15 protein-coding genes and 1 pseudogene are annotated in these 15,047 nt (G+C 63.0%); 14 read left to right on the top strand and 2 right to left on the bottom strand.

Annotated features, from left to right (window positions below):
• Nucleotides 1-10: 10 nt before the first annotated feature.
• Both AC0L2Z_RS12375 and AC0L2Z_RS12370 read right to left on the bottom strand, forming a co-directional pair.
• Complete coding sequence (locus AC0L2Z_RS12375; protein ID WP_473628114.1) at nucleotides 11-214, bottom strand: SIP domain-containing protein; 204 nt, start codon at nucleotides 212-214, stop codon at nucleotides 11-13.
• Between the two features lie 89 nt (nucleotides 215-303).
• The gene (locus AC0L2Z_RS12370) at nucleotides 304-1,335 is read right to left on the bottom strand and encodes a LacI family DNA-binding transcriptional regulator (RefSeq protein WP_023798621.1); all 1,032 of its coding nucleotides are present in this window, start codon (nucleotides 1,333-1,335) and stop codon (nucleotides 304-306) included.
• A 370-nt stretch (nucleotides 1,336-1,705) separates the two neighbouring features.
• Between AC0L2Z_RS12370 and AC0L2Z_RS12365 the strand changes: the two are divergent.
• From AC0L2Z_RS12365 to AC0L2Z_RS12300, 14 genes and pseudogenes are all read left to right on the top strand, one after another.
• Nucleotides 1,706-2,686: pseudogene (locus AC0L2Z_RS12365) on the top strand (ABC transporter substrate-binding protein); the annotation flags it as partial.
• 85 nt (nucleotides 2,687-2,771) lie between these two features.
• Nucleotides 2,772-3,317, top strand: a complete 546-nt coding sequence (locus AC0L2Z_RS12360) for a hypothetical protein (protein WP_473628149.1) — start codon at nucleotides 2,772-2,774, stop codon at nucleotides 3,315-3,317.
• A 78-nt stretch (nucleotides 3,318-3,395) separates the two neighbouring features.
• Nucleotides 3,396-4,256 carry a carbohydrate ABC transporter permease gene (locus AC0L2Z_RS12355; protein ID WP_123152066.1) on the top strand — a complete coding sequence of 287 codons (861 nt, stop codon included), beginning with the start codon at nucleotides 3,396-3,398 and terminating at the stop codon, nucleotides 4,254-4,256.
• The gene (locus tag AC0L2Z_RS12350; RefSeq protein WP_123152065.1) at nucleotides 4,253-5,212 is read left to right on the top strand and encodes a carbohydrate ABC transporter permease; all 960 of its coding nucleotides are present in this window, start codon (nucleotides 4,253-4,255) and stop codon (nucleotides 5,210-5,212) included. Before AC0L2Z_RS12355 ends, AC0L2Z_RS12350 begins: the two co-directional genes overlap by 4 nt.
• Entirely contained in the window at nucleotides 5,209-6,294 is a 1,086-nt protein-coding gene (locus AC0L2Z_RS12345; protein WP_473628115.1) for an ABC transporter ATP-binding protein, read from the top strand. The genes AC0L2Z_RS12350 and AC0L2Z_RS12345 overlap by 4 nt, the downstream gene beginning before the upstream one ends.
• Before the next feature lie 4 nt (nucleotides 6,295-6,298).
• Entirely contained in the window at nucleotides 6,299-7,390 is a 1,092-nt protein-coding gene (locus AC0L2Z_RS12340; protein WP_128247700.1) for an ABC transporter ATP-binding protein, read from the top strand.
• 35 nt (nucleotides 7,391-7,425) lie between these two features.
• Entirely contained in the window at nucleotides 7,426-8,538 is a 1,113-nt protein-coding gene (locus AC0L2Z_RS12335) for a Gfo/Idh/MocA family protein (RefSeq protein ID WP_473628116.1), read from the top strand.
• A 26-nt stretch (nucleotides 8,539-8,564) separates the two neighbouring features.
• Nucleotides 8,565-9,479, top strand: coding sequence for a sugar phosphate isomerase/epimerase family protein (locus AC0L2Z_RS12330; RefSeq protein ID WP_473628117.1), 915 nt, complete (start codon nucleotides 8,565-8,567; stop codon nucleotides 9,477-9,479).
• Between the two features lie 25 nt (nucleotides 9,480-9,504).
• Complete coding sequence (locus AC0L2Z_RS12325) at nucleotides 9,505-10,446, top strand: sugar ABC transporter substrate-binding protein (RefSeq protein WP_473628119.1); 942 nt, start codon at nucleotides 9,505-9,507, stop codon at nucleotides 10,444-10,446.
• A gap of 61 nt (nucleotides 10,447-10,507) precedes the next feature.
• The gene (locus AC0L2Z_RS12320) at nucleotides 10,508-11,512 is read left to right on the top strand and encodes an ABC transporter permease (RefSeq protein ID WP_473628121.1); all 1,005 of its coding nucleotides are present in this window, start codon (nucleotides 10,508-10,510) and stop codon (nucleotides 11,510-11,512) included.
• Nucleotides 11,509-12,291 (top strand): ATP-binding cassette domain-containing protein, encoded by a 783-nt coding sequence (locus AC0L2Z_RS12315; RefSeq protein ID WP_473480040.1) that lies wholly within the window; start codon nucleotides 11,509-11,511, stop codon nucleotides 12,289-12,291. The genes AC0L2Z_RS12320 and AC0L2Z_RS12315 overlap by 4 nt, the downstream gene beginning before the upstream one ends.
• A gap of 16 nt (nucleotides 12,292-12,307) precedes the next feature.
• Nucleotides 12,308-13,489, top strand: coding sequence for an aldose 1-epimerase family protein (locus AC0L2Z_RS12310; RefSeq protein ID WP_473628123.1), 1,182 nt, complete (start codon nucleotides 12,308-12,310; stop codon nucleotides 13,487-13,489).
• Nucleotides 13,490-13,580: 91 nt separating this feature from the next.
• Nucleotides 13,581-14,669, top strand: a complete 1,089-nt coding sequence (locus AC0L2Z_RS12305; RefSeq protein WP_473628124.1) for a fatty acid desaturase family protein — start codon at nucleotides 13,581-13,583, stop codon at nucleotides 14,667-14,669.
• A 43-nt stretch (nucleotides 14,670-14,712) separates the two neighbouring features.
• Nucleotides 14,713-15,027 (top strand): MocE family 2Fe-2S type ferredoxin, encoded by a 315-nt coding sequence (locus tag AC0L2Z_RS12300; protein ID WP_473628126.1) that lies wholly within the window; start codon nucleotides 14,713-14,715, stop codon nucleotides 15,025-15,027.
• Nucleotides 15,028-15,047 lie beyond the last annotated feature (20 nt).

Raw genomic sequence — 15,047 nt, 5'->3', positions numbered from 1 at the left:
ACAGTCTTTTTCAGCCGGCCATCAGTCCTGCCGTGCCACGTCGCCAGTGGGCCGCCGCCAGCGTCTCGTCGCGGCCAAGCCCGAGCGTGCCGCGCCAGTGTTCGCGAACGATCCTGGCGGCAGCTGCTTCCGCCGCGAACCAGCCGAACGCTGAGCCGGTCGGCCATGCGGAGGCGATCCCGGTCGTCGTCGTCCCGAAGACAACAGTCCGCACGCATTGAGCTCAAGATTACCTTGATCGCCGCAGCGCCACAGCCTGCACCTGCTGGCTCTCTTTCCCGGGTAATCCCGGGACCCTTCCGTTCAGATCTCCGGGATGCTTTCCCTGAAGATCACCTGCAGCCTCGGCTGGTGCAACTCGTAGGGCAAGCCCCTGATCGCGTGGGTCAAGGTGTTGAGCGCTTCGCGGGCCTCGACGCGCGGGTTCTGGTCGATCACTGCATCGAGCGTGCCGTCGAGCAAAAGCTCCTTGGTGCCTTCGGTCACTTCATGGCCGAGAAACACGGTCGACAACGCCCGCACTCGCTCCTTGAGCGCGCGGGCGATGCCGGTGTTGCCGGCGCCGACATTGTAGATCGCGGCCAGGTCCGGATGCCGGTCCAGCAGGGCGGAGGCCTCCGCATAGGCCTTTTCCCGGTCGTCGAGCATCTCGCGCATCTCGACGATCTGCAGATTGGGCGATTCTTCCGTCAATATGTGGCGGAACCCCATCTCGCGTTCCTCATGGCCGCGATAGGAGAGCGAGCCGGCGAACAGCGCGACCTTGCCCGGACGACCGGCGCCCATGAAGCGGTTGAGCAGATAGCCGGCGAGCCGGCCGGCGGCGCGGTTGTCGATGCCGATATAGGCGACCCTCGGCACGTGCAGGATGTCGGACGCTATGGTGACGACCTTGACGCCGCTGGCCGACAGCGAACGGATCGCCTCGCGGACCGTCGGGTGATCGAGCGCGATGACGCCGACGCCCTGCGTCTGGCCGCGCAATTCCTGCAGCAGGCGGGCAAGCCGGTCGGGATTGAAGCCTTCGATCGTGGCGACGCGAACATCGAGGTCTGGCCGCGATTGCGCCTGCGCCTCGATGTGCCGGTGCAGCATCTTGATGAAGGAATTGGTGCCGGCGGGCAGGGCGAAGTCGAGCCGTATCACATCACCGGACAGCGCGTGGCGCGTGGTCGGGCTGTTCGAATTCTCAGCGATGTAGCCCAGCCGCTGCGCCGTTTCCAGCACGACCTCGCGGGTGCGCGCCCTGACCCCGGCGCGGTTGTTGAGCACACGATCGACCGTCGCGGCTGAAACGCCGGCTTCCCGGGCTATGTCTGTCAGGGTGGACCGCACAGTCGATCACCTCACTGCTTGCGCGCTACGCGCATCAAAATCGCGCGCTCAATGGTTCGAATGCCGGACGACGGCTTCATGCCATCCGCGATTCTGATGGGAAATGATGTATCCGGCCTGAGCCGATGCGCAAGCCGGCGCGCTACACCAAATTCGTCGAGCCGGGCCGAAAAGGATCGGCGCGGCACTCGCTCCCTCAAATTCAAGCACTAGGTGCCGTTGGCTGACCTCGCTGGACTGCATCCTCTCCCCTCAATTGCGATGTTATGACGTGTTTTGATTATTTATGATGTTGACAGCCTTCCCATACTGCCGTCAATATCCATCATGAGGGCCGTGGAGGAACAAGGCCCTCGAGGGAGGACTTCCAATGTCTGATATGATCCGCATGTCGCGGCGCCGTCTGCTGGCGTCCGGTGGAAAGGCGGCCGTGCTTGTTGCCGCCGCAGGTATCGCACCGAAATTCATCCGCCCCAGCCGCGCCTACGCGGCCGATGCGCTGGCGCCGGGCATGATCGGCGGCCCGACCGGCTTCGACGGCTCGGAGCGCTATCAATATGGGCCCGACACGCCGGAAGGCCGCGCCATCGAGGCGGCCAAGGCGATGAAGGGGGCCGGCAAGGCCCCGGCCAAGATCGTGCTTGGCCTGTCCGACGGCTCGATCGGCCAACTGACGCAGCAATTTCCCGCCGGCGCGCCCTCGATCAAGGATCTGTGGGAGAAGGAAACCGGCATTCCGATCGAGATCGTCGGCGTGCCGAACGGCCAGGAATTCACCAAGACGATGCAGGACATCTCCACCAAGGGTGGCGCCTATGACATCTACGCGGTGGAATGGAACCGTCTCGGCGACCTCGCCGAAACCGGCGGCATCCTGAAGCTCGACGACTTCGTCGCCCAGTACAAGCCGGAATGGGACGACCCCGAGCGCGGCTATGTCGACGGCGCCAAGGGCGTCTCGCTGCTCAACCAGTATCGCGGCTCGACCTATGGCGTGTCGCTGGACGGCGATTTCCAGACTTGGGTCTATCGCACCGATCTGTTCGGCGACGCGGCCGAGAAGAAAGCCTTCTCCGACAAGCATGGCTATGAACTGGCGCCGCCGAAGACCTGGAAGCAGCATGACGAGATCGCCGCCTTCTTCCATCGCCCGGACAAGGGCCTGTTCGGTTCGACCGATCTGCGCAACCAGGGCTGGGGCTACACCAACTGGTATCAGCGTTATGTTTCAATGGCTTCGCCAAATCAGTTCCTGTTCGACGATACCGGCAAGCCGCTGATCAATTCGCAGCAAGGCATTGCCGCTGTTAACGAGTACATCGCCTCGCTGGCCCACCATTCGCCGGATGCGATCTCTTGGGGCTGGCCGGAGCAGTACGGAAATTTTGCCAAGGGCGGCGCCGCGATGACCTGCGCCTTCTCCAACCTGCCAATTTTTGGACAATGCCGGCAACAAGGATTCAGCCGTCACCGGCAAGATCGGCTCGATGCTGCCGCCCGGCCGCGAGATCGACGGCAAGCTGATCAGCCGCTCGGTGCTGTGGCTCAATCTGTCGGCCTCGGTCTCGTCGCAGGCCAAGAATCCGGAGGCCTGCTACCTGTTCCTGCAGTGGCTCGGTTCGAGCCGCATCTATGCCTGGATGACCGCCAATCCGGGCGGCTATTTCGATCCGTTCCGGTTGTCGGATTTCTCCGACCCGCTGGTCCGCCAGACCTATCACGCCTACCACATGGATGTGGTGCGCGAGACGGTCGCCCGCACCGTGCCGACCATCAACTATCCCGGCGCCACCGCCTTCCACAATGCGCTGGACGAGAACCTCGTTGCCGCGCTGACCAAGGCCAAGACCCCCGAGCAGGCGATGGTCGACACCGAGGCCGAATGGAAGAAGATCGCCCGCCGCACCGGCGAGGAGAAGCTTCTCGAAGCCATCAAGACCAACAAGGAGGCCTGGCCCACCGTTCTCGATCCGATCAGCTGATCTTCCTCCCAGCATACGAATGGAGGGGAGGAGTTTGCTCTTCCCCTCCGCAAACGATGGTACCAGCAAAGCTGCAAAATGAAGCGTTCCGTTCCTTTCGAAATATTCCGCTATGCAGCGATCCTTGCTGCTATGGCGGTGACGCTGGTGCCGATCCTGTGGATGGTCTCGATGGCCTTCAAGCCGATCGCCGAATGGTCGGCGACCGGCGCCGACCTAACCTGGTGGCCGAAGAACCCGACGCTCAGCAATTTCCGCTTCGTCTTCGGTGAATCGACTAACAACCTGATCGTCGCGCTCGACCGTACCGCCCTAAAACCGATCCTGTCATCGCTGCTGTCGGCGGTGTTCGGAACGGCGATCGCCATGTCGGCGGGCACCGCGGCGGCCTACGGGCTGTCGCGCTTCGGCTCGGGCCAGAACCTGCCGCTGGCGCTGATCCAGCTCCGCCTGTTTCCGCCGATGGCGGTGATGACCCCGGTGATGATCATGTGGGCCTTTCTCAACTTTACCGACAGCTGGTGGGGGCTGTCGCTGATCTACGGCATCGTCACGCTGCCCTTTGCGTTCTGGCTGATGAAGACGTTCTTCGACGACATGCCGCGCGAGATCGAGGAAGCGGCGCTGGTCGAGGGCTGCTCGCGATTGCGCGTCTTCACCCGCATCACGCTGCCGATGATGCGCGCGCCGCTGGCCAGTGCCGCGCTGTTCGTCTTCATCCTCAACTGGTCGGACTATCTGATCGCGCTGCTTTTGACGACACGCGAATGGGTGACGGTGCCGGTCTACATGGCCTCGCTGTCGTCTTCGATGACCGGCCAGCTCTACGGTGCCAAGGCGGCACTCGGCCTGATCGCGGCGGTGCCGCCTGTCATCATGGGCATCGCGATCCAGCGCCATTTGGTGCGCGGGCTGACCTTCGGGGCGCTCAAGCAATGAGCGCCGTCACCGCCACGATTCCGGAGGACGTGATGAAAACCGTCCAGGCAAAGCCGACCCTTCGGGACGAAGGGGTAAAGCTCGGTTTCCGGCTGACACTGCCGGCGCAGATCCTGGTGCTGTTCATCGCGGTGTTTCCGCTGTTGATGCAGCTCTATATCAGCCTGACCGACTGGTCGCCGCTGTCCGGCCTCGGCTGGTGGAGCGCCTGGTCGCTGTGGAACAACTTCGCCAACTACACCGACCTTGCCGCCGACGCGCGCTTCTGGAGCGCGCTCAAGAGAACGGCCATCGTCATGATCGTCTGCGTGCCGGCGGAATTCCTGCTCGGCTTGGCACTCGCCACGCTGTTTGCCGACGAGTTCCCGGGCAAGCGGATCTTCTATTCGATCCTGCTGATGCCGATGATGGTGGTGCCGGCGGTGGCCGGCTACATGTTCTTCATGCTGTTCCAGTCGGGCGGACCGGTCAACGACATCCTGTCGGCGCTATCAGGCTTTCCCGTCACCATCGCCTGGCTGTCGGACCCGACGCTAGCGCTCATCGCCGTCATGCTCGCCGACATCTGGCAATGGACGCCGCTGATGTTCCTCATCCTGCTTGCCGGCCTGGTCGGCGTGCCCGAGGACCAGATCAAAGCGGCCACGCTGCTTGGCGCCAATCCCTGGCAGCGCTTCGTCACCATCGTGCTGCCGAAGATGAAGACGATCATCATCATCGCACTGGCAATCAGGGTCATCGAGAACTTCAAGATCTTCGACACGCTCTACATCATGACGGGCGGCGGTCCCGGCGTCGCCACCGAGACCATTTCCGTCTACATCTACAAGCTCACCACCCAGGACCTGATCTGGGGCTATGTCGCGGCGATCGCGCTGGCCATCCTGATCGTGCTGTCCATCGCCGCGGTGTTTGCCATGAAGCGCATGGCCCGCGCGCGGGAGGTACCGGCATGAGTGCGATCCATCTGCAGAACCTGGTCAAGAAGTTCGGCGACTTTACCGCCTTGAAGACGATGGATCTTGCCATCGCCGACGGCGAGTTCATGGCGCTGCTTGGGCCGTCGGGCTGCGGCAAGTCGACGACGATGAACATGATCGCCGGCATGGAAGAGCCGACCAGCGGCAAGATCGTGTTCGGCGAGCGCGACATGGCCGGCGTGCCGATGCCGCGGCGCGGCGTCGGCTTCGTCTTCCAGAACTATGCGATCTTCACCCATATGAGCGTGCGGCAGAACCTCGCCTACGGCCCAAAAATGCGCGGCGCGCCGAGGGCAGAGATCGACCGCCGCGTGGGCGCGATCGCCGAGATGCTTCAACTGACTTCGCTGCTCGACCGCAAGGCCGGCAGGCTGTCGGTCAACATATTGCAGCGCGTGGCGATCGGCCGTTCGGCGATCATGGAGCCGGCGATTTTCCTGCTGGACGAGCCGCTGTCCAATGTCGACGCCGCCTTCCGGGCTGTCATGCGGACCGAATTGAAACAGCTGCAGCGTCAGTTCCGGCAGACCATGGTCTATGTCACCCACGACCAGCTCGAAGCGATGACCATGGCTGATCGCATCGCGGTGATGGACCATGGCGTGCTGCAGCAGGTCGGCACGCCGCTCGAGGTCTACAACGATCCGGCCAGTGTCTTTGTCGCCCGCTTCATCGGTGCGCCGGGCATGAACCTGCTCAAGGGCAGGCCGGCGGAAAGCGGCCGTGGCCTGGTCATCGATCTCGGGCCGATCGGTGTCACGCCGCCGCTGCCGGACAATCTCGCCCCGGCGGTGAGGGCCGCGCGCGAAGATGTGCTCTACGGCTTTCGGCCTGAGCAGGTGATTCTCTCAGACCGCGGCCTGTCGATGCCGGTAACATTCGTCGAGCGCATCGGCGCGCGCACCATCGTCCATTTCGGCCAGGGCGAGAGCACGGTGAAGGCGGTGTTCGACAATGACGTCGGGCTGGCGATCGGGCAGACAGCGGTTGTCGCGCCGGCCCAGGCGTCCGTGCGTGTGTTCGACGCCGCCACCGGCCTTGCCATGAAGGCGGGCTGAGACCATGGCCGATATCGTCTTCCGCAATGTGACGAAACGCTATGGCGACACGCTCGCCGTCGACGACGCCTCGTTCACTGTCAACGACAATGAGTTCTTCTGCTTCTTCGGCCCGCCGCTATCGGGCAAGTCGACGGTGCTGCGTCTGGTGCTCGGGCTGGAGACGCCGGACGCCGGCGAAATCCTGATCGGCGGCAGGCCGGTCAACACGGTGTCGCCGGCCGAACGCAATGTCGCCATGGTGTTCCAGAACCTGGCGCTGTTTCCGCATATGAGCGCGCGCGACAATGTCCGCTTTCCCCTGGTCGAACGCCGGGTCGCCGAGGCCGAAATCGAAAAGCGTGTCGCAGACGTCGCGGCCAAGCTGCATATCGGCCACATCCTGCATAAGCCGCCGGCGCAGCTTTCGGGCGGCGAGCGGCAGCGCGTGGCGATCGCTCGGGCGCTGGTGCGCGACCCCAATGCCTATCTGATGGACGATCCGATCTCGGCGCTCGACGCCAGGCTTCGCGAGGAGACTCGCGTCGAGCTGAAGCGCATCCAGCGCGAGCTCGGCAAGACGCTGATTTATGTCACGCACGACCAGGAAGAGGCGATGTCTGTCGCCGACCGTATCGCCATTCTGGAAAACGGCAGGATCAGGCAGACCGGCGCGCCGGCCGAGATCTATGATCGGCCGGCCAGCACCTATGTCGCGCGGCTGCTCGGTTCGCCGATGATGAACATCTTGAAGTCGGTGCGCGGCGCGGAAGGCATGGAAGCGGCCGAAGGCACGATCCGCATCGCGGACAAGGCCGCGCCGGCCGATGCCGTCGAGATCGGGCTCAGGCCGGAAGACATCAAGGTCCGGCCCTGGCAGGATGGGGAAATATCGGATGATGGAATGTCGGTTGGGCGCGCGGGCCGCCCGGCGCGAGTGTTCGAGGTCGAGCCGCTCGGCGGCTACACCGTGGTGACACTCGCCGCCGGGCAGGCGCGTCTGCGGGCACTGCTGCGCGGCCAGCCCGATATCAGGCCGGACGCGATGGTGGCGATATCCTGCGAGCCGGGCAGGGTGCATTATTTCGGGCAAAGCGGGGCAGCGTTGGCACGATGACAGCGGTTCTAAGAAACGAGCTTCGGGAGGATCAGATGGCTGGCGAAGGAATAGCGGGCAAGGACTTCGAGCCGGACGTTAAAGTCCGCACCAGGGAATACAGGATCGGCTGCGTCGGCGCCGGCATGATCATGGCCGAATGTCACCTTGCGGCCTACCAGGAAGCTGGTTTTCCCGTGGTGTCGATCGCCTCCAGGACCAAGGCCAGCGCCGAGAAGGTCGCCAGGCGCTGGGAGATACCGACCGTCCACGACACGCCGGAACAATTGATCGAGGACAAAAATGTCGAGATCATCGACCTTGCGTTTCCGCCGGACCAGCAGCCGGCACTGATCCGCCATGCGCTGAAGCAGCAGCATATCAAGGCGATCCTGGCGCAAAAGCCGCTGGCGCTGTCGCTCGATGAAGCGGTCAAACTGCGTGACGAGGCGGCCAGGGCCGGCAAGATCCTCTCGGTCAACCAGAACATGCGCTACGACCAGTCGATGCGGGTGCTGAAGCAGATCATCGACAGCGGCGCGCTCGGCGACATCGTCTTCGCCCAGATCGACATGCATGCGATCCCGCACTGGCAGACGTTTCTCGAGGACTACAACCGGCTGACGCTCGCCAATATGAGTGTCCACCATCTCGATGTGCTGCGTTTTCTGTTCGGCGATCCCGACGAGATCACCACGCTGACCCGCAAGGATCCGCGCACGCGCTTCGACCATTCTGACGGCATCACAGTTTCGACGCTGCGGTTTCCGTCCGGCGTGCTCGCTGTGTCGCTGGAGGATGTCTGGTCCGGCCCGCGCCAGGACGGCTACAAGGACGACCAGCACATCAACTGGCGCGTCGACGGCACCAAGGGCGTCGCCAAGGGCACGATCGGCTGGCCGACGGGTTCGGCCTCGACGCTGACCTATGCCTCGACCGAGATCACCGACGGTGAATGGGTCACCCCCAGCTGGAGCACGATGTGGTTCCCGCACGCCTTCATCGGCGTGATGGAGCAACTCCAGCATGCGGTCAAGACGGGTGAGCCGCCGGCACTTTCCGTCGCCGACAACGTCAAGACCATGGCGCTGATCGAAGCCGGCTATCGCTCGATCGACGAGCGCCGCACGGTCAAGCTGTCCGAAATCTCGATAAACCCAATCAACTGAATCGCTTACAGGGAGAATTTCATATCATGATGCAGGCAGGTATCTTCACGGGCTATTTCCCGTACGGCCTCAAGGAAACCGCGCAGAAGATCCGCGCGCTCGATTTCAACACGGTGCAGCTCGACCTGCATTTCAGGGATATCGACCTGTCGGTCGGGCAGATCACCAAGGAAAAGGCCAGGACAGTTCGCGACACGTTTCGCGACCATAACCTGCCGGTGTGCTGCGTGTCGGGCTACACCAACATCATTCATCCGGACATGGGCGAGCGCGAGAGGCGCGTCGGCTATCTCAAGGAGATCATCCGCAATGCGCGCGAATTCGGCACGCCTTACGTGATCTCGGAAACCGGCACCTACAACACCGAATCCGACTGGGTGCACCATCCCAAGAACAAGACCGAGGAAGGTTTTGAGGAATGCCGCAAGGTCATCGCCGACCTTGCCCAGACCGCCTACGACCACGGCGCGGTGTTCCTGCTCGAAACCTATGTCAACAATGTCGTCGGCTCGGTCGAGGAGACGGTGAAGATGTTCGCGCAGGTCGACCATCCCGGCCTCGGCCTGTTGATGGATCCGACCAACTATTTCGAGACCCATAACATCGACAGGATGGACCAGATCCTGAACCAGGTATTCGACACCCTGACCGACAAGATCAAAATAGCCCACGCCAAGGACGTCAAGCGCTCGGGCGGCGACAAGTCGGAGAAGCACGCCGATATCGGCGACGAGGACGCGCTGGAAAGCCACACTTTTCGCGGTGTCGGCGAGATCGAGCTGCCGGCGCCCGGCCTCGGTTCGCTGAACTACGACCTCTATCTCAAGCGTTTGGCCGATAAGCACCCGAACATCCCGGTCATCATCGAGCACCTTTCGGAGGACGACGTGCCGCGCGCCAAGAAATTCCTCGACGAGAAATTCCGCGCCAACGGACTGTGACGGCCACAAAAAAGGGAGGAAGAGAATGTTGAGATTCGTATCGAAAATCGCGGCTGCGGCGACCGTGTTCGCCGGTGTTGCACTGGCTGCACCGGCGCTGGCGCAGGATGCTCAGAAGACGTTCTACCTGCTGTCGCATGGCGGCCCGTCGGACGCCTTCTGGATCGACTGGAATGCAGGCGCGACCAAGGCCTGCGACCAGCTCAAGGTGACCTGCAAGATCTCGTTCAGCGGCGGCGACATGGCGGCGCAGAAGGAGGCCTTCAACTCCGCACTTGCCGCCAAGCCGGACGGCATCGCCACCACCTCGGCGCAGCCCGGCCTATGGAACGAGGAGGTCAAGGCAGCCAAGGCGGCTGGCGTCCCGATCGTGTTCTTCAACACCGACGATCCAGCGACCGGCCGGCAGGCCTATGTCGGCGCCGACATCAGGCAAGCCGGCGTCATCTGGGCGAAATATCTGGTCGACCACAAGATGGTGAAGCAAGGCGACAAGGTGTTCCTGCCGGTGGAAGTGCCGGGCGCCAGCTATCAGCAGCTCGAGACCGAAGGCATCGCCAGCGTCTTCGATCCGCTCGGCATCAAATACGACGTGGTCGATTGCGGCACCGATCCGGCCGGCATCATCGCCAAGATGACCGACTACATGGTCGCCAACAATCCGCCGGCGATCATCGCGCTCGGCGATTCCGTGGCGGCCAGCATCAAGCGGGTGTTCGACGGCGCCGGCGTGCCGGCCGGCACGATCCCGGTCGTAGGTTGGGGCAATTCCCGGGAGACCGCCGAAGCCGTCAAGGCCGGCTTCGTCAACGCGGCTGCCTGGCAGTTTCCGTCGGCGCAGGGCTTCATGCCGGTGGCGCTGCTCGGGCTTGCCGCCGCGGGCGAACCGATCGGCTACGATATCCACACTTTCAGCCTCTACGACGCATCGAGCGTCGAACCGATCCTGAAACTCTACGACAAGTGATTGAGACTGACGCCCGCTGCGCAGGCGGCGGGCGCCGCCCTGAGATATGGTCCAAGCAGTCATGACTATCGCCGCAGAACAGGAAATGCCGCGCTCCAAACGCAGGTCGAGCCTGATCCGCTCGCCGCAATTCTCTTCGCTCGTCATCCTGATTGTCCTGCTGGCGGTGTTCGCGATCGCCGACGGGAACTTCCTGTCGCCGCTCAACATCTCCAACATGATGGCGTTCCTGCCCGAACTCGGCATCATCGCGCTCGGCATGACGCTGCTTCTGACGGCGGGCGAGTTCGACCTTTCGGTCGGCGCCGTGTTCGGCCTGGCGCCGGTCGTCGTCCTGCTTTTGGTGCAGAACGGCGGGTTCGATATCGGCATCGCGCTGCTTGCCGGGCTATTGCTGTGCGTGGCGATCGGCGCCATCAACGGGCTGATCGTCACCAAGATCGGTATCTCCTCCTTCCTGGTGACGCTGTCGATGCTGCTCGTCGTGCGAGGGGCGGCGCTCTACATCACGCAAGGCTTTCCGCTGAAATCCTGGGACCAGCCTGGCTTTTTCGTGACACTGCTGGCCGGCAGCTTCAATATCGGAACGTTCCGTTTCTATACCTCGCTGTGGTGGTTCATCGGCCTGTCGCTGCTGGCGATCTACGTGCTGCACTACGCCAAGCTCGGCAACTGGATCAGCGCCATCGGTTCGAACCGCAACGCTGCGGTTGCGCGCGGCGTGCCGGCCGATGCGGTCAAGGTCTGGCTGTTCATCCTGACCTCAGTGCTGGCGGGTCTGGCCGGCATGATCAGTGCGTTCCGCATCTCGGCCGCCTCGCCGGTAGCCGGCACCGGATACGAGCTCGAAGTGATCGCCATGGTGGTGGTTGGCGGCACGGCGCTGACCGGCGGGCGCGGCACCATCCTGGGCACCATCGTCGGCGCGCTGATGCTGCGCAGCATCCGCAACGGCATCGTACTGGTTGGTGTGCCGGGGCTTGCCTACAATATCTTCGTCGGCGTCATCATCCTTGCCATGCTCATCCTGCACGCTTTGCTGCAGAAGAACGCCGCCAGGAACTGACCATGGAAGTGCTTCGGCTGCACAATCTGCAAAAATCCTTCGGCAGCGTTCGCGCGCTGAAGAGCGCCTCCTTCACCCTCAACGAGGGCGAAGTGGTGGCCTTGCTCGGCGACAATGGCGCCGGCAAATCCACGCTGATCAAGGCGATCTCCGGCGTCTTTCCCGTCGACCGCGGCGACATCTATGTGCGCGGCCAAAAAGTCTCGATCCGCTCGACGCGCGACGCCATGGATCTCGGCATCGAGACGATCCACCAGGATACCTCGTTGGCGCCGGACCTGAGCATCGCGCGCAACCTCTTTCTCGGTCGCGAGCCGGTCAATCTGAAATGGCTGGGCGTGTTCGCGCCGCTCGACCTCGCCAAATTGCGTGATGCCGCCGCGGCACTTTTGAAGCGCGTCGGCATCTCGAAAAAACTCGACGCCGATGCGCTGGTCAGCACATTGTCGGGCGGTGAGCGCCAGTCGATCGCCATTTCGCGGGCCATGCAGTTCGCCGCCAAGGTCATCATCCTTGACGAGCCGACCAACAATCTCGGCGTCGAGGAAACGCACGGTGTGCTGCGTTTCGTCAAGGAGATGCGCGCCGCCGGCCATTCGGTGCTTTTGATCACCCACAATATCCATCATGTCTTCCAGGTCGCCGACCGCATCATCGTCATGCGCCGTGGCGAGATCGTCGCCGAGCAGACGGTCGCCGATACCGATCTGCTGACGGTGGAGAGCATCATCACCGGCGCCGACATGTCGGCCCTGCTCAAGGAGACGAGAGCGAAGTGAAGGAACTGGCCGTCAGATGGTAGAGCTTTACGGCAAGACGCTTTCGCGCCGGCAGGTCTCGGAACGGTCCGGCATGCTGTCGCAGTTCGCCGGCGTGCGGCTGATGACGCTTGGCGACGGGGTGGAGCGCGGCATCCGCATGCTCGAATTCCGCACCGGCTCCGGCCTGCGCTTCACCGCGCTGGTCGACCGGGCGCTCGACATCGCCGATTGCGATTTTAGGGGCCAGGCGATCGGCTGGCATTCGCCGAGCGGCTTTCGCCATCCCGGCCTGCACGAATATGAAGGCGAGGAGGGGCTGGCCTGGGCGCGGTCGTTTTCCGGCCTGCTGCTGACCTGCGGCCTTGACCACATATTGTTCATGAACGAGGTACCCGCCGACAGCTACCATTATCCGCCGAAGAAGACGGTGCGCCATTCGCTGCATGGCCGCGTCAGCACCATCCCGGCGCGATTGACTGGCTATGGCGAGACATGGGACGGCGACCGCTGCGTGCTGTGGGCCGAAGGCATCGTTCAGCAGTCGACGGTGTTCGGCGAGGATCTGCATCTGCTGCGGCGGATCGAGGCCGATGTCGGCGGCAACGAGATCCGGCTTTCGGACCGCGTCGTCAATCACGGTTTTAGCCGCACGCCGCATATGTACTTTTATCACATCAATGTCAGCCATCCGGTGCTCGACGAGGGCTCGCGCTACCTGGCGCCGATCCGCGACGTCGTCTGGGCGGGCCATGCCGGCGAGCGCTATGAAGCGCAGAAGGTCGGCTACCGCACGGCGCCGGCACCGCAACTGGGCTTCACGGAACAGGTCTGGCAGCACGAACTCGGCGCCGACGCCAACGGCGACGTGCCGGTGGCGGTGGTCAACGACCGTCTCGGCCTCGGTCTCGAAGTCGTCACCCGCAAGCACCAGTTGCCTTGCGCCTATGAGTGGCAGAATTTCCAGGCTGGGCATTATGCGCTCGGCATCGAGCCGTCGACGCATCATGTGCTGGGCAATCTGGCAGCGCGCGAGCGCGGCGAGATGATCTGGCTGGAGCACGGCGAAAGCCGTTCGTACGAAGCGGTGTTTCGGGTTCTCGACGGCGCCGGCGAGATCGCCGCCGCCGAGAGCCGGATCGCAGCGATTGCCAGGCAGCCGCGGGAGGATTATCCGCGGCCATCGGGTCATTTTCCTGTTCTCGGAGGCAGGTCGTGACAATGGCGAAGGCGGTGCGAAACACCAGTTGGAAGGCTGGCCTCGGCCGGAGTGGAGAGGGCTCGCGGCGGTTCGAAAATTGGAGGTCACAATGGCTGGCAAGGTGAAACGCGATTACAGCCTGGTCGGCGAAAGCACGCGGATTGCGATCGAAACCGGGCTAGCCTCGGCTGAGTGGTACCATACCGATGTGCCGCGCAAGACGATGAAGGAACTGATGCAACGTTCCGACAGTCCGGCAATCCGCGACACGGCCATCTGGCTGGGCGCCATCCTGGTCTCCGCCGCCGGCGGCGTTTACTTCTGGGGCACCTGGTGGTGCGTGCCGTTCTTCTTCGTCTATGGCGTGCTCTATGCCTCGGCCAGCGACTCGCGCTGGCACGAATGCGGCCACGGCACGGCTTTCCGCACGCGCTGGATGAATGATGTCGTCTACCAGATTGCCAGCTTCATGCTGATGCGCAACCCGGTGACCTGGCGCTGGAGCCATGCCAGGCATCACACCGACACCATCATCGTCGGACGCGATGCCGAGATCGCCGTGATGCGCCCGCCGGACCTGCTGCGCACCGCACTCGCCTTCACCGGTATCCTCGACTTTCGCTATTCGCTCCCGGCACTGGCACGCCAGGCGTTCGGCAAGCTGACGCCGGACGAGAAAAGCTACGTGCCCGAGATGGAACAGCACAAGGCCGTCACTGCCGCGCGCTGGCATATCGCCATCTACATCGCCACAATCGCGCTCGCGGTTTTCATGCAGTCGTGGGTGCCGCTGGTGCTCATCGGCGTGCCGCGCCTCTACGGCACCTGGCACATGGTGCTGACCGGCCTGCTGCAGCACATCGGCCTGGCCGACAATGTCGTCGATCACCGGCTCAACAGCAGGACCGTGTATATGAACCCGATCAGCCGGTTCATCTACTGGAACATGAACTACCACGTCGAGCATCACATGTTTCCGATGGTGCCCTATCACGCGCTGCCCAGGCTGCACGAATTGATCAAGCACGATCTGCCGGAGCCGAACCCGTCGATGTGGCATGCCTATCGCGAGGTTTGGCCGGTCCTGCTCAGGCAGCTCAAATATGAGGACTATTTCCTCAAGCGCGAACTGCCGCCGACGGCACGGCCCTATCGTGGCGAGTTCCACGAAGTGAACATGTCGGCAACAGCTGAATAGCACTGCGCAGCACAGCAAGGCGAAATTTCGGGAGAAAATAGAGATGGCCGATTGGGTCGAGGCGTGCGCTGTGGACGATGTCGACGAAGAGGATGTCATCCGCTTCGATCATGACGGCCGCAGCTTCGCGATCTACCGTTCGCCGGATGACGAATTCTTCGCTACCGACGGCTTTTGCACACATGAAAAGGCGCATCTGGCCGATGGGCTTGTCATGGACGACATCATCGAATGCCCCAAGCACAATGGCCGCTTCAATTACAAGACCGGCCAGGCCAAGGGCGCGCCCGTCTGCGTCAATCTGCAGACCTATCCGGTCAAGGTCGAAGCTGGCAAGGTGATGATCCAGATCGCCTGACCGGCCTTCCGTTCACGTAA

The sequence above is a fragment of the Mesorhizobium sp. WSM4850 genome, assembly GCF_055811735.1.
The sequence above is the reverse complement of the archived record's forward strand: the minus strand, read 5'-3'. Positions and strand labels throughout refer to the sequence as shown.